The organism is Candidatus Methanoperedens nitratireducens (assembly GCF_900196725.1).
Lineage (GTDB): Archaea > Halobacteriota > Methanosarcinia > Methanosarcinales > Methanoperedenaceae > Methanoperedens > Methanoperedens nitroreducens_A.
Window position 1 is genome coordinate 1 of sequence record NZ_FZMP01000189.1, and the last position, 21,130, is coordinate 21,130.

Annotated in this window: 18 protein-coding genes; 15 read left to right on the forward strand and 3 right to left on the reverse strand. The window is 47.0% G+C overall.

Annotated features, from left to right (window positions below; all coding sequences use genetic code 11):
* The first annotated feature begins 131 nt into the window (after positions 1-131).
* The 3 genes from proS to MNV_RS12500 all read left to right on the forward strand — a co-directional run bounded on the left by proS (position 132) and on the right by MNV_RS12500 (position 4,543).
* Complete coding sequence (gene proS / locus MNV_RS12490; RefSeq protein WP_096206296.1) at positions 132-1,592, forward strand: proline--tRNA ligase; 1,461 nt, start codon at positions 132-134, stop codon at positions 1,590-1,592.
* A gap of 361 nt (positions 1,593-1,953) precedes the next feature.
* A complete protein-coding gene (psmB, locus tag MNV_RS12495) occupies positions 1,954-2,586 on the forward strand; it encodes an archaeal proteasome endopeptidase complex subunit beta (RefSeq protein WP_096206297.1) in 633 nt (210 codons plus the stop codon).
* A gap of 43 nt (positions 2,587-2,629) precedes the next feature.
* Complete coding sequence (locus MNV_RS12500; protein WP_096206298.1) at positions 2,630-4,543, forward strand: beta-CASP ribonuclease aCPSF1; 1,914 nt, start codon at positions 2,630-2,632, stop codon at positions 4,541-4,543.
* 2 nt (positions 4,544-4,545) lie between these two features.
* On the opposite strand, the gene MNV_RS12505 is transcribed toward MNV_RS12500, so the two are convergent.
* On the reverse strand, positions 4,546-6,720 hold the full coding sequence (locus MNV_RS12505) for an ATP-dependent DNA helicase (RefSeq protein ID WP_096206299.1): 2,175 nt from the start codon (positions 6,718-6,720) through the stop codon (positions 4,546-4,548).
* Between the two features lie 142 nt (positions 6,721-6,862).
* On the opposite strand from MNV_RS12505, the gene MNV_RS12510 reads away from it, so the two are divergent.
* From MNV_RS12510 to MNV_RS12565, 12 genes are all read left to right on the forward strand, one after another.
* The gene (locus tag MNV_RS12510; protein WP_218838018.1) at positions 6,863-7,288 is read left to right on the forward strand and encodes a DUF356 domain-containing protein; all 426 of its coding nucleotides are present in this window, start codon (positions 6,863-6,865) and stop codon (positions 7,286-7,288) included.
* Positions 7,289-7,481: 193 nt separating this feature from the next.
* Entirely contained in the window at positions 7,482-7,856 is a 375-nt protein-coding gene (locus MNV_RS12515) for a molybdopterin dinucleotide binding domain-containing protein (protein ID WP_096206300.1), read from the forward strand.
* The gene (locus MNV_RS12520) at positions 7,856-9,154 is read left to right on the forward strand and encodes a formylmethanofuran dehydrogenase subunit B (protein WP_096206301.1); all 1,299 of its coding nucleotides are present in this window, start codon (positions 7,856-7,858) and stop codon (positions 9,152-9,154) included. The genes MNV_RS12515 and MNV_RS12520 overlap by 1 nt, the downstream gene beginning before the upstream one ends.
* Before the next feature lie 2 nt (positions 9,155-9,156).
* Positions 9,157-10,869 (forward strand): formylmethanofuran dehydrogenase subunit A, encoded by a 1,713-nt coding sequence (locus MNV_RS12525; protein WP_096206302.1) that lies wholly within the window; start codon positions 9,157-9,159, stop codon positions 10,867-10,869.
* A gap of 1 nt (position 10,870) precedes the next feature.
* Positions 10,871-11,629: a formylmethanofuran dehydrogenase subunit C gene (locus MNV_RS12530; protein ID WP_096206303.1), complete on the forward strand. Its 759-nt coding sequence runs from the start codon at positions 10,871-10,873 to the stop codon at positions 11,627-11,629.
* Positions 11,630-11,713: 84 nt separating this feature from the next.
* Positions 11,714-12,550: a signal peptidase I gene (locus tag MNV_RS12535; protein ID WP_096206304.1), complete on the forward strand. Its 837-nt coding sequence runs from the start codon at positions 11,714-11,716 to the stop codon at positions 12,548-12,550.
* 162 nt (positions 12,551-12,712) lie between these two features.
* Complete coding sequence (locus MNV_RS12540; protein ID WP_096206305.1) at positions 12,713-13,606, forward strand: AAA family ATPase; 894 nt, start codon at positions 12,713-12,715, stop codon at positions 13,604-13,606.
* A gap of 12 nt (positions 13,607-13,618) precedes the next feature.
* Positions 13,619-14,875: a hypothetical protein gene (locus MNV_RS19765; RefSeq protein WP_096206306.1), complete on the forward strand. Its 1,257-nt coding sequence runs from the start codon at positions 13,619-13,621 to the stop codon at positions 14,873-14,875.
* Positions 14,872-16,611, forward strand: coding sequence for a DUF11 domain-containing protein (locus tag MNV_RS12550; protein ID WP_096206307.1), 1,740 nt, complete (start codon positions 14,872-14,874; stop codon positions 16,609-16,611). Before MNV_RS19765 ends, MNV_RS12550 begins: the two co-directional genes overlap by 4 nt.
* Positions 16,612-16,613: 2 nt before the next feature.
* Positions 16,614-17,213, forward strand: coding sequence for a cytochrome c3 family protein (locus MNV_RS12555; protein ID WP_096206308.1), 600 nt, complete (start codon positions 16,614-16,616; stop codon positions 17,211-17,213).
* A 46-nt stretch (positions 17,214-17,259) separates the two neighbouring features.
* On the forward strand, positions 17,260-17,724 hold the full coding sequence (locus tag MNV_RS12560; RefSeq protein ID WP_096206309.1) for a VTT domain-containing protein: 465 nt from the start codon (positions 17,260-17,262) through the stop codon (positions 17,722-17,724).
* A 42-nt stretch (positions 17,725-17,766) separates the two neighbouring features.
* Entirely contained in the window at positions 17,767-18,864 is a 1,098-nt protein-coding gene (locus MNV_RS12565; protein WP_096206310.1) for a DUF373 family protein, read from the forward strand.
* On the opposite strand, the gene MNV_RS12570 is transcribed toward MNV_RS12565, so the two are convergent.
* Both MNV_RS12570 and MNV_RS12575 read right to left on the reverse strand, forming a co-directional pair.
* The gene (locus MNV_RS12570) at positions 18,861-19,541 is read right to left on the reverse strand and encodes a hypothetical protein (RefSeq protein WP_218838019.1); all 681 of its coding nucleotides are present in this window, start codon (positions 19,539-19,541) and stop codon (positions 18,861-18,863) included. The genes MNV_RS12565 and MNV_RS12570 overlap by 4 nt on opposite strands.
* A 152-nt stretch (positions 19,542-19,693) precedes the next feature.
* Positions 19,694-21,028: a dihydroorotase gene (locus tag MNV_RS12575; RefSeq protein ID WP_096206311.1), complete on the reverse strand. Its 1,335-nt coding sequence runs from the start codon at positions 21,026-21,028 to the stop codon at positions 19,694-19,696.
* Between the last annotated feature and the right edge of the window lie 102 nt (positions 21,029-21,130).

Sequence of the window (21,130 nt, forward strand, 5' to 3'; positions counted from 1 at the left end):
TACTTAATTTAGGCAGAGTTAAGGGTTAACAGCATCCTTTTTCACATCGATAACCTGAAGCTTAAAATAAGCCTATATTAAATAAATTTATACCTGATAAGACACTACTAGCACCCCATACGGTGACCTTCATGGCAGAAAAGCGAACAGAAGCAAAACAACCCGAAGAAAAGAAAGCAGTCCTTCCTCCAAAATCGGATTTCAGCGAATGGTATAATGAACTTCTAATGATGGGAGAGATAATGGATGTGCGTTATCCTGTTAAAGGGCTGTATGTCTGGTTCCCCTTTGGCTTTGAGGTACGCAACAGGACATATGCCATAATAAGAGAACTGCTCGATAAAGACCATAAAGAAGCGCTTTTCCCTCTTCTCATTCCTGAGACCGAGTTCATGAAGGAAGCAGAGCACATAAAAGGTTTTGAGAACGAGGTTTACTGGGTCACCCGCGGGGGCAAGAACGAACTTGATGTCAAACTTGCGCTGCGCCCGACGAGCGAAACGGCGATATATCCGATGTACAAGATATGGGTGCGCTCCCATGCAGACCTGCCGATCAAAATATACCAGATAGTGAACACGTTCAGGTATGAGACAAAGCACACGCGCCCACTCATCCGCCTGCGCGAGATTACCTCGTTCAAGGAGGCGCATACCGTACATGCAACATGGGATGATGCTGCGGAGCAGGTAAAAGAGGCGGTGCGGATTTACCAGGAATTCTACAGAAGGCTTGCGATACCCACCATTGTCTCAAAGCGCCCTGACTGGGATAAGTTCCCTGGCGCAGATTACACGATGGCAGTCGATACGCTGATGCCTGATAACAAGACATTGCAGATAGGGACGGCGCATCATCTCGGTAGTAATTTTGCAAAAACATTTGATATTAAATACGAGGACCTGAACGGCGAGCAGCAGTACGCGCATCAGACCTGCTACGGGATATCCGAGAGAAGCATAGCTGCGCTGATTTCCATCCACGGCGATAATAAAGGGCTTGTGTTCCCGCCTGAAGTTGCGCCGATCCAGGTCGTAATCATCCCTATTCTGTTCGGGAAGAGCGAAGAGATAACCAGTGCCTGCCGCGCTGTTGCAGAACGGTTGAAAGCAGAGGGCATCCGCACGGTTCTGGATGAGAGCGATGAGCGCCCGGGTGCCAAGTACTACAAATGGGAAATGAAAGGCGTGCCGCTGCGGGTGGAGATAGGTCCGCGCGACCTGAAAAACAATGCAGCGATGGTTGTCAGGAGGGACAGCGGAGCAAAGGAAACCGTTCCTGTGGACAATATTACAGAGGAGATCAAAACACGGTTTGAGATCATCCGTAAAAGCCTGTTTGAAAAAGCTGAGATCTCATTGAAAGAACGTATATTCGATTGTAAGACGCTTGAAGAAGTGAAAGATAAGCTCTCTAACGGCATTGCACGGATACCCTGGTGCGGTGAGCGCGAATGCGGGCTTGCGATGGAGAATGAAGTGGGTGCGGGAATCCTCGGCGTGCCCGAGGGTGAGCTTGGCAGGGGAGCAGGAAGCTGCCCCATCTGCGGGAAAAATACAGGGAACATGGCGATAATGGCTAAAACCTATTAGTTGAGTAAAGTAAGATGCTGTAAACTAAGAGTTTATCTGAAAAATCAATAGTATATTTTCGAATGAGTCGTAGAGATGCAGAGAAGTATATTGAAAAAAGCTCTCTGTGCCTCTGCGTCTCTATGGCTTAAGAATAATATTTGCCACAGAGGCGCAGAGAACACAGAGATGTGTTTAAAAATATCTGTGCTTCTCTGTGGTTTTAACTTTTGGATAGGCTCTAAGGCGCTATAAAGTAAGAAACTATTGAAAAAATATTTTATTCTTCCCTCAAAAAGCAAAAACCTTTAAATATCACAAAACAAATTAGATATTACTAATTTTCTCATTTTTTGAATGAGTATTTGAGAGGTATTTAAAAATGGATGACATGCAATATAAAGGAACTACCACAGTTGGGTTAGTTTGCGATAAAGGTGTAGTCATGGCTACTGAGAAAAGAGCCACGATGGGGCACTTTATCGCAAGTAAAGATGCAACGAAAATCTACCAGATAGATGACCTCGTAGCGATGACAACGGCAGGTTCTGTAGGGGATGCCCAGAGGCTTGTAAAATGGATGCAGGTCGAGGCAAAGCTCTATAAGATGCGCAGGGAAGAACCCATGACCGTAAAGGGGATAGTAACTTTGCTTGCCAATATCTTAAGCGGTTCAAGATACTACCCGTACTATGTCCAGCTTCTTGTTGGCGGAGTAGATAAAAACGGACCAAGCATCTATTCACTGGATGCCATCGGCGGGGTAATCGAAGAGAAAAAAGCAGTAGCAACAGGGTCTGGCTCACCAATAGCGTACGGTGTGCTTGAGGACAGGTATGTCGAGAACATGCCGGTCGATGAAGGAGTTGAACTGGCTACACGCGCCATACACAATGCCATGAAACGGGACTCTGCGTCTGGCAACGGCATCCGTGTTGTAAAAATCACGGCTGAAGGGTACACAGAGATAGGCGAGAATGAGACTAAAAAAACACGTGAAAAGTTCACACAATAAAATTTTATTTTCTGTTTTTGTAGTATTTTTAAGGAGAACATCAATGACAGTTGAAGATGTACTGAACGACTTAAAACAAAGAATCCGGGCTCAGCTCCCGAAGGACATAACGATATCCGACGTAGATTTTGAGGGACCGGAGCTGGTTATCTATACCGAGGAGCCCAGGAAATTTGCTGAAAACGGCGACCTTATAAAGTCCATTGCAAAGGAGATCAGGAAAAGGCTTGTTGTCAGACCTGACCCGAAGGTGCTGGCACAGCCTGAAGAAGCTATCACTTCGATTTTAAAGATCGTCCCGGCTGAGTCGGGTATTACCAACCATTATTTTGATACGGAAACGGGCGAAGTCGTGATCGAAGCTGAGAAGCCGGGGCTTGTAATAGGCAGGCACGGCGAGACGCTTCGCGAGATCACAAAAGAGGTAGGGTGGACTCCGAAGGTGGTCCGCACGCCTCCCATGAAATCCACTACCGTCAATAACATACGCCAGTTCATGCGCGCCAATAAGGATGACCGCAAGGCGATACTCAGGACAATAGGCAGGAAGATACACCGCGGCGTATCATCCAAGGACAAATGGGTAAGACTGACAACTCTTGGCGCCTGCCGCGAGGTAGGACGGAGCTGCTTTTTACTTTCAACTCCCGAGACAAGGGTATTGATCGACTGCGGCGTCAGCGTGGGCGGAGAAGATAACGGGACACCGTATCTCTACGTACCTGAGGTGCACCCGATAAACCAGATAGATGCAGTCATTCTTACGCATGCGCATCTTGATCATATAGGGCTTGTGCCCTTATTGTACAAATACGGGTTTGAGGGACCTGTTTATTGTACCCCGCCGACGCGCGACCTGATGGCGCTGCTCCAGCTGGACTATATCGATGTGGCAGCCCGCGAAGGGAGGAAAAGCCCCTACGAATCTGCCATGATCCGCGAGGTGCTCAAACATACGATCACGCTGAACTACGGCGATGTCACAGACATAGGTCCTGACATGAAACTGACGTTCCACAATGCAGGGCATATACTGGGTTCATCTATAGCGCATTTCCATGTAGGGGACGGTCTGTATAATATCGCTTTCACTGGCGATTTCAAGTACGAGAAGACGCGGCTGTTCGACCCTGCCTCAACAGATTTCCCGCGCATAGAAACCGTTGTGATGGAAGCCACTTACGGCGGGTCAAAGGATATTCAGCCCCAGAGAAAAGATGCTGAGCGGCATTTGCAACAGCTGGCTAAAGAGACCCTTGATAACGGTGGAAGTCTCCTTATCCCGACGTTCGCCGTGGGAAGAAGCCAGGAAGTCATGATAGTGCTTGAAGAAGCCATACGCAGGGAATTGATCAACGACGTTCCTGTTTATCTTGACGGCATGATATATGAGGCGACTGCTATCCATACCACGCATCCTGAGTATCTGAATAACGAGCTCAGGAACCAGATTTTCCATAAAGGGATGAACCCCTTCCTTGCAAAATGTTTTGTCCAGGTCGATTCAAAGGAAAAGCGCCAGCAGATCATCGATGACCGCAAACCGTGCATCATCCTTGCAACTTCCGGTATGCTCAATGGCGGACCTGTGATGGAATACCTGAAAGCTCTCGGACCTGAGGAAAGGAACACCATGGTCTTTGTGGGTTACCAGGCAGAAGGGACTCTGGGACGGCGCATCCAGAAGGGATGGAAAGAGATACCCATGCATTCATCCGGAGGGAAGACCGAGATGGTCAAGGTAAATATGCATATAGAGACGGTCGATGGTTTCTCGGGTCACTCTGACAGGTTGCAGCTCATGGAATTTGTCAGAAGATTAAGACCGCGGGCAGAGCATATCATAACCCAGCACGGTGATGAGAAGAACTGCATGGACCTGGCAAGCTCGATATACAGGAAATTCAAGGTTGAGACCCGCGCGCCGATGAACCTGGAGACGATAAGGCTGGCTTAATATCAATTTTTAGTTTGCGCTCTCCTTATATCATTAAAGAAGTTCATGAGCGAATACTTCACGCGCTCAGGCGCCACATCAACGATTTCGGTGCGCTCCTCATCAGGGAAGAAATTGAATACTGAATATTTTCCCATACGTTTAGCAGATGACTGTGTATAACGTCCGTCCAGAAGCACCCTGACGCCGTAGTCATTGGGCGAGCGCACCACCCTGCCAAGCGCCTGCCTTACCTTTCGTATCGTAGGTACCTCAACAGCGTAATCCCAGCCGTGCCCGAACTCTGCCTCGTACGCTGATTCAATCGCGCGCATCCTGTCGTTCAGGGCAGGGTAACCCACGCCAACGATGACAACCGTCCTTCCTCTTCCGTCCTTATAATCCACTCCTTCAGTGAGAGTTCCCCACATGTACGATATGAGCACCGCCTTCTTGCCATTTTCTCCCAGCCTGAAAAACTCATCCCTGATCCCCTGGGCGGATACACCTACTTCGTCAAGGAAAACCGGGACGCTGCATTTAAGCCTGTTCTTGTACTGGACAGCTTCATTGTAGCTCGGGAAAAAGATAAGCACGTTCCCGTCCGACTGCTCTATTATGTCGGTCAGTACCCTTGTAACGATCTCCTTGGTCTGGGGGTTGTCCCTGTCTTTTGCAAACAGGGGAGGAGCAGATACGGCGATAGTAAGACGTTTTTCTTTCGGGAACGAGAGACCGAAAGTTAATTCGCATGTTTCGCGTGCTATGCCGAGAGTTGTTTTGACAGTCTCAAAAGGAGAAAGCGTCGCCGACATGAGTACCCCGGCATGAATAGAATTAAATAACGGCGCAGTGACATTCTTCGGGATGCATGTGAACAGTTCAAGCCGCCCGTAGATATCACTGTTCAGGCGCCTGACGCTCAGGATAGGATAGTAGCCCCGGTCATTTGAGAATTTCATGTAATTTGACAGGAAGCTTGCCGCAGCCAGGCTGCTGGATATTTTTTTTACAGGGCTTTTTCCTTCATTGAACTGCTGCTCATAGAATTTATCAATGTTCAGCCCGACGCTCCTGATACGTTCTATGGTCTCATCCGGTTTTTTTATTCCCGCTCTTTCCAGTGCCATTAAAAGCTTGGCCCTGAACATATCGTTACGTTCCTCCGGGTCTGCTATCCGGATATCGCGCCAGTCGCCGCCCACTCTTTCCCGTTCACCGAATTTCTTATCGAGGATGTAATTGTATGTGGATTTCAGAGTGTTCTCCAGAACACCCAAAAACGTTACGGCGTCCCCTGAGGGCATTGTATCCTTATTTGCTTCGATCTCATCCAGTGCCCTGTTGATTGTTAGCTCCGTGAGGGTCATGGACGAGTGGGAGCGCGCGGCTGATTCAATATTATGTGCCTCATCGAATATCACAATTATGTCCTGCAGGCTTTTATCCATCCATCCAAGGACATTGGTACGTATATCCTCATTAAGGAAATGGTGATAATTGCATATCAGGAGGTCTGCTTCTTTCATGTACCTTTTTAGCAGTTCATATCCGCAGATATCGTTCGAGAATGCCCAGTCAGCCACTTCTTCAGGAGTGCGGACTCCGGAAAAGAGCCAGGAACGGAACTCATCGGTGTTGGTTCTGAGTATCTCAAGGAGCTTATCGCAGGAGTTCTTTTTGAGGTCATGGAGCTGCCTGTCATACTTATCTGATTCCCTGCTCAGTTCCCGCTGGAGTTCTATCAAGCCGGTATCTTTTATTCTTTTTTGTTTATCCTTGACCGATTTTATCTCGTTTTTTAACTCAGCAGAATCTTTTTCATGCTCAAGCAGCTTGTAGGTATTGTCCCGGAGCAGGCTGCATGTGTCGTAGTCCATATTTGGCTTCGGGCACATCAGCATCTTACCTTTCAATACAATGACTTTGATAGCATTCCGCTTCTGTATCTCCCTTGCTTCTTCAATGAACTGAGCCATCTGCTGGTGGACATTGGTGGCAATAACGACTGTTTTTTTCTCCTGCTTTGCTACATGGAGCGCAGGTACAAGGGCGCTCAGGGTTTTTCCTGTCCCGCAGGCACCCTCGAACAGGACGACCTGCTTTTTAACAAGAGCCTCATGGATAGCCTCCATCGCTTCAGGCTGGTTGGGATAGCAGGAGCTTTTCGGGAAATAGTGTAGATAGTCCTTTTTCATCGAAGGTTATAAGATGCTGGAATGATATAAACAGTGCGCTTGTTCTTAAAAGAGATTCAAAAACTCCGGTGTGAAGAAGGTAGCATAATGTTAGCACCACTGTATATATCGATGCTACTTACATTATAGAGATAGGAGAAAAATGAACTTACTTGAAAAACAGGGAGAAACCAACATAAATTGTTTGGCAGTGGTTAGGGCGGACGATATATCAAAGGTTAAGACGGCTTTATGTGACCTGGTAAGGTATGCCCGTCTGACTTTCGCAGATAATGCCAGAAGGCTTGAGCCTGCGTTTGCAGACAACATTCTTATCCACGTTATGAAAAGCCCGTTGAGGACCTGCTGTGAAGCGGCATCCATAGTCCCGCTGGCAGATGAGCCCAGCGCGGCGATCGGCAGGCTGCGAAAGATACATCCTCCGGCTCATGTAATAATCGTGAGTCCAAGACATGAAATATACCACGAACTTGTAAACTACGTGGATATATTACCTGAAATAGACCTGACGCTGGAACCGAAGGCATATTCCGAGCCTGTCCAGCAGGCAGAAGAAGCCGAAATTTGAAGCGTTGTAAATAACGGACTTATGCGAACCCGACGCGAGTTCTGCTTTTAATTTTTAGAATTGCTTTTTTCTAATTCCTGTTACAGGCTTTACAGATGAATCCTTGCTTTTGCCCCTCGTTTTGCCAAACAAAATCACATACTTTTTAAGCAAAGACGTAATTTAGTACCACATTAGTAAAAAGAGGTATCAGATGACATTAAAAGTAACACTGATCACAGGACGGACGATCAATCAGGGAGCAAATCTTGAGAACAAGACATCCTCTGATTATCTTGAGGCAACCGCTTACTGCGAATTGAACTCAAAGGATGCAGGGCTTTTAGGTAAACCCGGAAGCAACGTGAAAGTTAAAAGCAGGCACGGCGAAGTAGTAGTGAAGTTAAAAGAGAACAACGGCAATCCGGACGGTATCGCATTCCTCCCGATGGGTCCGTGGGCTAATGCCGTGATCGACCCTGATACCAGAGGCTGCGGTATGCCCGGGTTCAAGGGTGTTCCGGCAGAGGTAGAAGCTACCAATGACAAAGTATTATTAATGAAAGAACTGATAGCGAGGTATAAGTAATGGCAGTAATAACCGATGCCCTCTGCCCGTTCTGCGGCTGCACGTGCGATGATCTCACGATAGTAACGGAGGGCAATAAGATAATCGAAGCGAAGCATGCGTGCAAACTCGGCGCGGCAAAGATAATGGGGCACCACAGGATAAAAGCGCCAATGATGAGGACTGATAAGAACGGCAATTTTAAGGAAGTCTCGTACGAGGAAGCGATAAACGAAACAGCCAGGATCCTCGTGAACTCCAAGAGACCACTCCTTTACGGCTGGGCATCAGCGCTGTGCGAGGTACATAAGAAAGGCATCCTTCTTGCAGAGGAAGTGGGAGGGATCATAGATAATACCGCTTCGGTATGCCACGGTCCTTCCACGCTTGCGGTCCATGAGAAAGGCCTTCCGACCTCTACTCTCGGCCAGATAAAGAACCGGGCCGATGTTGTTGTATTCTGGGGGAGCAATCCCGTACAGGCGCATCCAAGGCACATGGGGCGCTATTCCGTATTTGCAAAGGGATTTTTCTCGGACAAAGGGAGAAGAGGACGAAAGATCATTGTCGCGGACGTTCGAAAGACAGAGACGGCAAATATAGCTGATGAATACATACAGGTGCAGCAGGGCAGCGATTACCTGGTTATCTCGGCATTGAGGGCGATACTCTCAGGACATGCCGACGTAGTCCCGGATGCCGTGGGCGGTGTCTCGAAGGAGCAGCTTGTAAAGCTTGTGGACATATTAAAGGCTGCGAAGTTCGGTGCTGTTTTCTTCGGCATGGGATTGACCCAGAGCCAGGGAAGGTATAAGAACATCGATAATGCCATCTCACTGATATTTGAATTGAACTCGTTCACAAAATACGTAATCATGCCCATGCGCGGGCACTATAACGTGACCGGCTTCGGTCAGGTCTGCTCCTGGGAAACGGGCTTCGCAAGTGCTGTGGATTTTTCACGGGGCATCCCTTACTATAATCCCGGCGAGACAGCAGCCAACGATCTGTTGCTCCGGAAGGAAGCAGATGCGGCGATGATCATAGCGGGTGATGCAGGCGCGCATTTCCCTGCAAATTCCGTGCGCCATCTTGCAAAAATACCGGTCGTCCAGATCGACCCTTACTGGAATCCCACGACCGAGGTCGCAAACGTGGTAATACCCACAGCCATCTGCGGTATCGAGGTCGAAGGCACGGCATACAGGATGGACGGCGTATCCCTGCGGTACAGGAAGATGATCGAACCCACGCATCCGACGGATATGGAAGTCCTGGAAAGAATAACAGAGCGTGTCAGAGAGATAAGGGGTGATTAATCATGGAGCTTCTAATAAAGAACGGCGCAGTATACGACCCGAAAAACGGGGTCAAAGGCGATAAAACTGATATTTCTATAAAAGACGGCAAAATAGTAGATAAGGTAAGCAGTAAAGCTTCCGTGATCGATGCCGGCGGAAGGCTCGTAATGCCAGGCGGCGTTGATGCGCATTCCCATATAGCAGGCGCGAAAGTGAATGTCGGGAGAATAATGCGTCCCGAGGATACAAGGGCTGGATTAAAGCCCAGGACAAAAATAACACGGCCGTACACAGGTTATACTGTCCCGAACGTCTATGCCATGGGATACCGCTATGCACAGATGGGCTACACTACGGTTTTTGAGGCTGCGCAGGCTATCATGAAAGCGCGCCACACGCATGAGGAACTGGAGGAAATACCCATTATTGACAAAGGCGCACTCACGCTTTTCGGAAGCAACTGGCCGACGATGGATTTCGTCCGCGAGAAGAACATGGACAAACTGGCGGCATATGTCGCATGGGGTCTGCTCGCTTCCCGCGGGTTCGGCATAAAGGTCGTGAACCCGGGCGGCGGCGAGATGTGGGGATTCGGCAAGAACGTAACAAGTCTGGACGATGTTGTCCCGAATTTTGAAGTTACACCAAGAGATATCATCGTCTCTCTGATGAAAGCCAACGAGATGCTGGGACTTCCCCATTCGGTTCACCTTCACTGCAACAACCTTGGAAAACCCGGCAACTACAAGACCACGCTTGCGAGCATGGAGCTGGCGAATCAGGTCAAGCCCAGCAAGGACAGGCAGGTGTTGCATGTTACTCACCTCACGTTCAATGCCTGGGGCGGGACGAACTGGGGTGATTTCGAATCAAAAGCCGATGAAATAGCCAATTTCCTGAACAACAGCGAGAATGTAACGACCGACATGGGCCAGCTAATCTTCGGCAGCGCAACGACAATGACCGCAGACGGGCCTGTCCAGTATGCCAACGCGAAATTGCTGCATGCAAAATGGGGCAACGGTGATGTTGAGCTTGAGGATGCTTCAGGTGTAGTGCCAATATTTTATGTCAAGCAGGTATCGATCCATGCCATTATGTGGGCAATGGGGCTTGAGCTTGCACTGCTCACAAAAGACCCGTATAAGGTTTTACTCACAACAGACCACCCGAACGGCGGACCGTTCGTGAATTATCCTGAGGTCATAGCTCTTCTTATGAGCAACAAAAAGCGCCAGGAAGAGATAAAGACGCTCCATGAGGCGGTCCATAAGAGGACAAAGATCCCGGGGATCGAGCGAGAACTTGACTTTAACGACATAGCGATAATGACAAGAGCCGGCTCTGCAAAGGTGCTGGGACTCCTTGATACTAAAGGGCACCTGGGAGCCGGCGCTGATGCAGATATCGCCATATACGACATCAAGCCTGACCAGATAGACCCGTCAGTGGAGCATGCAAAGGTAAAGAGCGCTTTCGCATCGGCAGCCTACACGATCAAGGGCGGCGAAATAGTGGTGAAAGACGGGCAGATCGTGGCAACACCTATGGGAAGGACATTCTGGGTAGATGCTTCTGTGCCCGACCAGCATACGGACATAATGATGAAAGACATACGCCTGAAATTCAAAAATTATTACTCCATCAATCTTGCGAACTACATGGTACAGGACGCTTATGTTACCCATCCGAACGTGGTCAAAGCCGGCGTCATCCCTGTGGAGGTGAGCTAAGATGCAGACAGTTACGATAAAACCCAAAAAAGAGATAAAGATTTCAGTAGAAGCAGAGAACATCTCGCCTGATAAGTTCGCCGGGAAAACTGAGAAGGATATCCAGTCCATTGAGATATGGATGGGGAATGAGAAGACAACTATCGGAGAGCTTTTCTCGGTTAAAGTCGAAGGTTCTGCTCCAGCGGCTGATACGAAGCTCGTTCTTGAAGGGGATTTCTCGCGTATAAAGAGGATCGGAGAGGGGATGACCAGCGGCCTGATGATTATCAAGGGTAATGTCGATATGCATGTCGGGGCAAAGATGAGCGGCGGCAAGATCACAGTAACGGGGAACGCCGACTCCTGGGCAGGCAGGGAGATGAAAGGCGGCGAGCTCATCATTGAAGGCAATGCGGGTTATTACCTCGGCGCAGGATACCGTGGAGAAACGTGCGGTATGCGCGGCGGGAAGATCATGGTCATGGGCAGCGCACTTGACTTTGTAGGAGAGCATATGTGCGGCGGCGAGATAATAGTGAAAGGCAATGCCGGGATACTTGCGGGCCTGAGCAACAACGGAGGCAAGATCGTGATCGAAGGCAATACCAGCAGACCTGGAAGCGAGATGGCAAAAGGCACAATAATCGTGAACGGGACTGTAGATGAAATGATGCCGGTCTTCAAGCTTGAAGGTACGGAAGCGGTAGAAGGGGTTGCATACAGGAAATATACAGGAGATGTTATAGTTGGTGGTAAGGGCGTGCTGTACGTGAAGTGATAACTACAGTCAGACCTGCAATTCCGGTACTAAAATAAAAAGCAGAAAACTATTTTTAGTATCGGATATGATTATAAAATTAATATGATAATGTTAACTGCAGTCGTAACAATAATGGTTACTGCCATTAATTACACAGTACGGTATGTTACGTGGCAGTTCTCCACGTTAGGCAATCCACTCTATAAATTCATAACATTTCATATAATATTATTTGCTCTCGTGCTGGCTTTTTTCTATGACCGCAGGCAGGGATACAGAATATCAATTGGAATCCTGGGCTCTTTAGCGCAACAATTCCAGAGAAGGAGTCATGAAGGCAAAGTGAATGCAACCATGATTATGTATCGTGAGCATGCCAGGAAAGTCCGGTTAAGGTCATTGCTGCTGCCGATCGCACTGGTAATTTTCTTTGTGTATATCCTCTCTGCTCATCTTCTATATTTTGCAATAATCACATCTGGCTCAATGGAACCGACATTCAAAAAAGGAGACCTTGTCCTTATGCAGGACATTTTAATACAACCCAAACCCGGAGATATAATAATTTTTCCGGACCCTGAGGATTCCAGGATCGCAAGCCAGCCTCTTACTATTACCCACAGGATTGAGAGTATATCAACAGACGGGATCAAAACAAAAGGTGATAATAACCCGTATGTTGATTCATGGAGCGTCAGCAGGGAGATGATACTCGGCAAGGCTATTGTTTTATACAAGCAACCTCTTGTCCTGAAGGGCTTTGGACAATATTTCTTACAGGATTTCTCAGGACAACCATATAACCAGGAATTCCTTGCAATCTCAAAGACGATCCAGAATGTGAGATCACTGGGTATTATGATATTCTTTATCTGCCTTGCGCTGTATTTGATACTGTCTGTAAGGGATGCCCGAACCTGGCATTTTAAAAACAGATAAATATATGGATAGATTTGTACAGTAGTTAACAGAAGATATTCAATATAACGTGAGGGATAGGATCTGGCAGATTTAGAAAAAATAATAAATGAATTAATCAGTAAGCCTGAGTCATATACCCTTCAGGGTGACCCGTTAGATGCATATATCCAGGCTCATAAAATGTATGCCAATCCTTTTGCAGATAAGATTATCGATAACAGGATGTTCGTAAACAAGGATGAGAGAGCCTGCCGCAGGATAGTACGTGCTGCCAGGCATAACCAGTCAAGCCTGATAATACTGACAGGCCCCACAGGTTCGGGGAAGAGTGAAAATGCGGATTTCATTGTAAGGAATCTACCTTCTGACTTTATTTTCTGGTATAACCAGGTGTATGGACAGAGCGCGCCGCAGCTTGCAACATCTATCATCAGTGACCTTGACCCGGACTTCACAGCAAAACTGAGCACTGCGGACAGGGGGATGATCCTTGATATCTACGGCAACTTGCTGAAAGCCCTGGTCAGGCAGAACAGAAAATTATTCTGTATTTTTGACCAGGGCGAGCATTTCTCTAAAGATGGCTTCGAACTGGTCATTAATTCGACCAATCCGTATTCTGCAGCAAACAGGGCGTTCACGGGTTTGATACTTGCAGTCCCGCGTTTTGAGAAAAGCCTTGAGGAATGGACCGGGAACTTTGATACCACGCTGAGAAGAGCTTTGGTACGGGAGTATACAAGACCCTTTACGGTTCCCCAGCGCTTTGAATATGTCATGAGGGCAGTTGCCGCGGTCAAGAAGATAAGCTATCTGGAAGCGATGAAAAAACACGATTTTGACCCGTTCGATGAAGAAGCGATCTTATATTTAATAGAAATGAGCGAAGGTCATCCGAGCACCCTTAATAGTTTATGCTACATTTCGTTGGAACTGGCATCTGCGGTTTCATCGGATACTACTATAACAGAATCCCTGGCTAAAGAAGCATGGGAGAAGTTCCCGAATAAAAAAATACTTCAAGAAGCAGTTAAATGGTATATAGAAAAAGGTCTATACGAAAAGCAGGAATAACGGTTGATCCCAATGGAAAAAGATACTGCACGGTACACGAGCACCAGGATTGATATCGGTTCATTATTAAATAAAGAAAATAAAAAACTGGACCTGGATCACCTTCTTGAGCCGCCGACCTCTCCTTCCAGGGAAACCATCCGCCAGCGGAAGAAGGAAGTCAGGCACATCTCGCCAGGGGAACATATCGTAATAATCAGTATGGTCATAACCTCTTTATACCTGCTGGTCACGTCATTTTTCCCGCTTGTGTATAATATTGCAACATCATTTGAACCTATTAATTTCCTGATGAACTTATTTTATTTTATACTTGGTATAGGGGTACTGGCAGGCGCTTTTCTTGTGTTTAAAAAAGAGACCCATCTTGAGCATATAGCAGATGATACGTTCGATGAAGTTATCTACAAGCGTCTTGAGCCTGTCCTGCATGATGTTGCAGTTGTGCAGGTAGGGCTGACAGATATTGATAATAAACTTGAAATGATGAACCTGAACATAGAAAAGATGGGTAAAGTCACGGAGCCTGTGAACCCCGTAACTGCGGCTTGTGCCTCATATGAAGGGGCTGCACCATCTATCCAGGCATCCGCATATATCAAGTATGTCCTGTTGATCAATATAACGCTTGCTGCTTTCTTATTTATGCTGCAGTATCCGTTAGAGTACATCCCCTACGCAGTTACTATTGTTTACATAATCTGGTGGGCGGTCATAACCGCAGAATTTAAACTCTGGAATGTAGAGTCAATATGGATGTGGGTATTTGTTCCGATCCTGATACTCCCTGTTTACACAATTATAATGAGCGCCTATCTGCTTGATTACCAGATGTTCGGCTCCCTGTTTTTGGGACTCTGTATTTATGTGATCGTGTATTATTCCCGGTGTTCCAGTACAGTAAGGGGCGTGCTGCCTCTTGACCTTCACATCGCACTGCAGCAGTTCAAAGAAACGTTAAGTGAAAAAACCCGGACGGATGAGTTAAAGTCCAGAAAAATCCCCGGTATTAACTTAAAAAACTCCTTTAAACTGGACTTAAGCCGGTTAACAACTCCGCTTTTGATAGGGTCGATTGCATTATTTGCAACAGCATGGTTCGGTTATTCTATCCAGCATGGTCTGATACCCAATGTCACCTGGGGAGCCCTGGGGGCAGGCCAGTTCTCATGGGAACCACTATATTCCTTTATTTTTACAGTGGTAGGGATGCTTCTCCTGGCACTGGGGCTGGGTATTATCTTCAAACTCCGGAGGAAACACGATTGAAATATTCAGTTATCCTGTTTGCAGTTCTCCCCGTACTTATTTTTTTACCTGCCGTCTCATCAGCTGAAAAAATAAACGGTTTTGATGTCGAATGGAAAGATGCATCTACATACACGCTGAGCTGGACCAGCCCTTCTGTCAGCGTAGAAGATTATTCTATAAAGGTAGTTGACTTTGACTGGGAGGGCCGGGTAGCTGTTTCAGTTACCCGTAATGGAGAGACACAGAACGGGATAGTATCGCAGGGAGAAGACAGGATTTTCGATTTCACCCATAACAGCAGTACTTTTCAGGGAATAAAAATCGATCCTGATGAGATTTCCGGTTATAACTGGCTTGAAAACCCCCCTGTCAATATAGGTACCTATCCGTGCTGCCCGCAGGCGGAATTAAGCGTCTCGGTAGCGGAAGAAGCATCTCCTGCGCTGGAGATGGTAACTTCGCTTAACTGGGATGGCAGGTTAGGTTATGAATCCACTATGGATATCCAGATAAAGAATACAGGAGAGGCAGCATTCTCAGGAGGCAATCTTACGATTGATACAGGCGGTTTGATACCAGATGAAAAGAAGTTGTCTGATTACGGATTTTCGTACAACCCTTCAAAACACATAATAAGCCGCGTATGGTATACTCCTCTTTTAGCAAATAATTCCTATAATACCAGCGTCTCCCTGAAACCTGTTCAGATGAATACATCTGCATTTATAATTAAAGTTAACTCGAATTTCCGGGGTTTAAACGGCAAAACCTATACATCTACTGCGACATCGACTGTTTCGCTCAATAATACTATAAACATCGAGAAAACAATAACAAGCGCGACAGTTATTGGAGAACAGTATGCCGATGAAGAAGACAGGGGTCTTGTAGGTCTGGGAAAAATAACTGTTGTAAATTTATATGTAACGAACCTGCAGGGTTATCGCGTAACAGCACTGAATCTTACAGATAGTATAATAGATGGTTTTGATCTGGTGAACAACAACACGAAATTACAATGGATCTTTGATATTAACGGAAGCGAAAGAAAAGAGTTCAGGTACGAGATGAGGGCTAGAGGGGCAGGTAGTTTTGAAGCGCCGGCAGCCACGGCAAAATGGACAGAATGGGGAACAACAAAGCTGGTCTCATCTAACAAGCCGTCGACCAGGGTATATGGAGCTTATGTGCTGATAACAAAAAGTACAAGAAAAACCACTTTTGACCTGAACGAGAGCATTAATGTGTCCGTACGCCTTGAGAACACAGGCGACCTGTCTGCAGGAATAAACGTCACGGATATTATTCCAAAAAACACTACGCTTACTTCCGGTTCTACGGAATTTAGAGGATATATACGTCCCGGGGAAGCTATTTATATAACATACGAGCTATCTGCAGACCGAACAGGGGAACTGGAATTCCCATCGCCGCAGGTAAGTTTCTGGAAAAAAGATTATCAACTCTCATATAAATTCAAAACAGCCCCGAATATTACAGTTATTAATTCCTCGACCGCTATGCAGGATAATGCCGCAAGTATCAACCAGAGCGCCACTTTAGAACCTGCAATTCCCGTACAGACAGAGACGCCCATCCCAACAGAAATACCCGTACTTGCACAGACGCCTGTCCCGAAAGGCCTGGTCGATATTATAAATGAGAAAGCACCGTGGCTTGAGGGTGTTATTCCCATGGTAATGTTGTTAGTAACGATTGGTTTAATGCTGATGCTGCATGTTCTTAACAGGTAGTTATGAAAATTAAAGCGGAGATCTTTGTCAGTTTGATTGTCTTGGTAGTGATCGGATTTGTAATCGGCATATTTTTATCTGTTTACTCACCCGGCACATCTTCGCCTATTGCTGAAGAGTCACCATCAACTGGAAAAGATATGCAAGCAGGAGCTACGCAGACACCTGATTTCACCATAACAATCCCCTCAGGACAAAACATATGTGAGGGCTGCCATCTTTCCGGGAAGAAATTCATCCCCCAGGCATACAATGTGAAACAGCACGCCGAAGGGGGCGCTTACTGCCTGGACTGCCACAAGATCGACCACGACGTCCATCCGATAAACAATAATGTGACATGCGAGCGGTGCCATGGGACCAAAGCCCCGCAGGTCCCGGTATTCCGCAATGGTACTATAGTATGCGCGGAATGCCATAATTATCCTGATCCGATGAGACAGAGCAATGGTAATCTTATTGTTATACATCGCCCCAGGGACGTGGATTGTACAGGGTGCCATACAGATTCATGTTCAAAGTGCCATAACGAGGTCAAGAACGATGCGAAATGGGAAAAAAGGCTTGGTCACTTCAGAGCTCTTTTAAAGACCGTCCAGTAAGGTTCACGCTTAGACTTATGATGCAAGAAACAGAGTAAGCTTAAAAATGGTATTACTTGAACTATTCGTATCATATGGCTTGGTAGGTCTTTTCGCTATCGGTATTATCTCATCCATTATCCCCATTCCGACAGAGTGGGTAGTTTTGGGACTGATTGATATAGGGAAAAAACCTGAAATAATACTAATAACGCTAATAATCAGCTCAATAATTGGGGCATCTCTTGGCTATCTTATAGGAAAGTACGAACTTCGGAAAGTAATCCCGTTCCACGATAAAGAAAAGGAAAAACAGATGCAAATGCACTTCCGTAAATACGGTGCAGCGCTTCTGCTGGTTTCTCCGTGGATTCCTATTGTGGGAGATCTTGCCCCGATAGTTGCCGGATTAGAGAATTATGAGACTAAAAGGTTCTTAACCGTGATTTCGATAGCAAAGATTATTAAGAGCTTTGGAATTGTTTACTTCTCTATTCATATAATGGACTTGTGGGAATTGTTTATAAAATAGGTGCGAATGTTATTTATATAAACATGAAGATAAGTGGAAGCAATGAGGATACTGATCATATGCATAGACAGGGATAACGACCTCGGGGAAAAGGCAGGAGTTGTAAGCCCGGTAATAGGCAGGGCTGCGAATCTTGATGCTGCCATAAAGCTTGCATGCGCCGACCCTGAAGATTCTGATATCAACACCATTTTTGGCGGGATAAATGTATATGATAAGCTGACTGCGGAAAAAAACGATGTGGAAATAGTTTCGATCGCAGGAGATAAAAAAGTCGGGATGCCGGCAGATAAGAGAATTACGGAACAGTTTGACAGGATACTGGAACAGTTAAAGCCGGACAGGGCGATACTTGTATCGGATGGTGCGGAAGACGAATCGGTCATGCCGATAATCCAGTCGAGGATAAAAGTGGACTCCGTAAGAAGGATTATCGTCAAACAGCATGAGAACCTGGAAAGCACATATTATATAATCAAAGAGGCTTTTAACGACCCGAAGATCTCGCGTACTTTTTTTATGCCCATAGGTCTTGCCTCCGTTATTTATGCCATTTCATTATATTTTAACCGCCCGGAGGTCGCGATCATGTCGATCCTGGGGGCAATAGGTGTTTACATGCTCTTTCGCGCTACCGGTCTTGAGGACTCTTTCACCGACTTCAAGACTTCAATGATGAGTTCGCTCCAGACCGGGAAGATAACGTTCGTCATGTACCTTGCAGCCATAATACTGTCCCTGATAGGGACCGTGCAGGGGGGAGTCGAACTCTGGAATTACTATAACCAGGAGATAATGGCAGGTTACCTGATATTGCTGATGGCGTATATCAATACATCCATATGGTGGTATGTCCTTTCAGGTATGTTGATAAGCTCCGGAAAAATTATGGATATGCGTCTGGCAAATGAGAACATCGGCAAGCAGTGGGCACATCCCTTCTTTATACTGGCTGGTGGTATCCTGTTCTGGAGCGGAAGCACCTATATTCTTGTCATAAGTGAAGCCATGAACCGTTATCCCTTGATCGGGAACGGCTACCAGTTCATAGTTTCAACCGTGGCTGTGGCAGTTATTATCGGAACTGTCGGGGCGTGGCTCTCTATAAGAACGCCCGGTGGCAGTATTTTAAAGAACTAATAGCCGTTGTGCTTTTCTACAGCTTCGCTAAGGGTCAGTTCCCCTTTCGCTACCGCCCTGGCAAGCAGCCGCGGGATTGTTGAGCGCCCGTTAGAATATTCCCTGCTGTGCTCCTGTATCACCCTCACCTCACCCTGTGAAGGCTCAATGAACTGTTTTCCCATGCGTTTGCCCGGGATCTTTGCAATGTTGATAGCTGCGATTATATCGGATACCACTTGGCCGTGCACACCTTTTCCGAGGCGGGGCGTTGTGCCGGTCTCATCGACCATTTCCACCCGCAGCCCCATATCAAGGATATCGTTAATAAGCCTGGAACGGATAAGTCTGGCTCCGTGCCCGATCCTTACAAGGATATCATTATCCTTATACTCCCGCATGATCTGCTTTATCAGGGGACAGACCTCGCCAACAGATACGTGATGGACCGAAAGTGCCTTGTTTCCCCCCAGCACAGCCATACCCGGATATTTCCCGGGGTCAATCCCTATTATGATCCTGTCAAAACTCCCTTTACGGAGCAAAGAGCAGGCTTTATCGATCGTCGATTGAGGTTTATCCACGATTATTACCTTCTCGCGATTGAAATTAATGTTTGTGGATTCATATTCAGTGGTAATGACCACACCCACATTGGCAGGCACTGACTGGGAGGGGGTAAGGACCAGTAAATTCAACTTGCGGGAACGGGCTTCTTCGATAATGGAATGATATACCGGGAAGTCATCCGTAACCAGAGCTATCTGTTTGTTCCTTTAAAGCCCTCCATTATAACGTGTATGGGTTGCAATAATTATTATATTACTATTCAGGGTATATTAACTCTTCTTTAATCTTCGTCGCTCTCAGTAATTAATCCCTTTCCCGGAATAAATCTTCCCCTGCCTCGTTTTGCAACGATTTCACCATCTTCAAAGACCACATCCCCTCTTGAGATCGTTATTTTCGGGAATATGCCTTCCATTCCGTTATATGGAGTCCATCCTGCTTTGCTGTGCATCTTTTCCTTGCGGATTTCCTGCGCATCGCCCGCGATTATCACGTCAGCATCATATCCCGGTGCAAGCACTCCTTTCCTCAGGTCGAATCTCCTCGCAGGGCTCGTGGCTGTGACCTCGATCAACCGCTTTAAGGTGATAAGGTTCCTCTTAACAGCCATGAGCATAAGGGGCATTAATGTCTCAACGCCAGGAACTCCTGCAGGCGCACTCCATATGTCGGTCTCTTTCTCAGGCTCAAGGTGCGGCGCGTGGTCTGAGGCTATGATATCAATCGTCCCGTCGCCCAATCCCGCCCACAAGCTCTGCTGCGACTGGTAATTGCGCAGCGGCGGGTTCATCTTCCCGAGCGTCCCCAGGCGCTTCCAGTCTTTTGTGAAAAGGAAGAGATGATGCGGCGCTACCTCGCATGTTACGTTCCTGTTCTTCGTTTTTGTCTTTCTTATGATCTCAAGGCTCTCACCTGCGCTGATATGGCAAAAATGGAGTTTTGTGTTCCCGCCAAGCTTTATTGCTTTTTCCACTGCAATCCTTTCTGATAAGGCAGGGCGCGCCTTTGAATAGTTTTCCGGCTCAGGTTTTCCTTTTAATACCCGAACCGACTGCTTTATGGTTTCCTCATCCTCTGCATGTATGCATGCAGCCGCGCCAAGATCTCCTATTACTGCAAGCGCCTCGCCAAGCGTCCTGTCATTAATGTTCAGGGAGCCGGTTGATTCTGCCATGAAAATTTCCCCGAACGCAGTGGCGCCGAGTTCCCAGAGGTTTTTCAGGAATTTCAGGTTCTGCGTTACTCCGGCATTGATGCCGTAATCGATTATTGCTTTTTTTGCCTCTTTTTTCTTTCTCCTGAAAGAGTCGGCGTCTATCGTCGGTGGGATAGTGTTTGGGTGGTCGATGACCGTTGTCACGCCGCCAGCCGCTGCGGCGCAGGAGCCGGTGTACCAGTCCTCTTTCCTTGTCATGCCGGGATCGCGGAAGTGTACATGCACATCGATCGCCCCGGGAAGGACGAGCGCGCCTTTTGCATCGATTACCCGGTTGAACTCTTCCGTTCCAATTATTTTCCCGATTTTTGAGATTATCCCGTTATCCACGGCGATTTCAGCCGGCTGGAGCGCGCCGCCGATAAAGATCCTGGCATTCTTGATTACGAGGTCTGGCATGGTCTATACTCAGTATGTGCATACATAACTGTTAACATTCAATATAAAACATCGGAGAGTCATGTCTAATACACGGCACTATCCCATAATCCAGTTATGAAT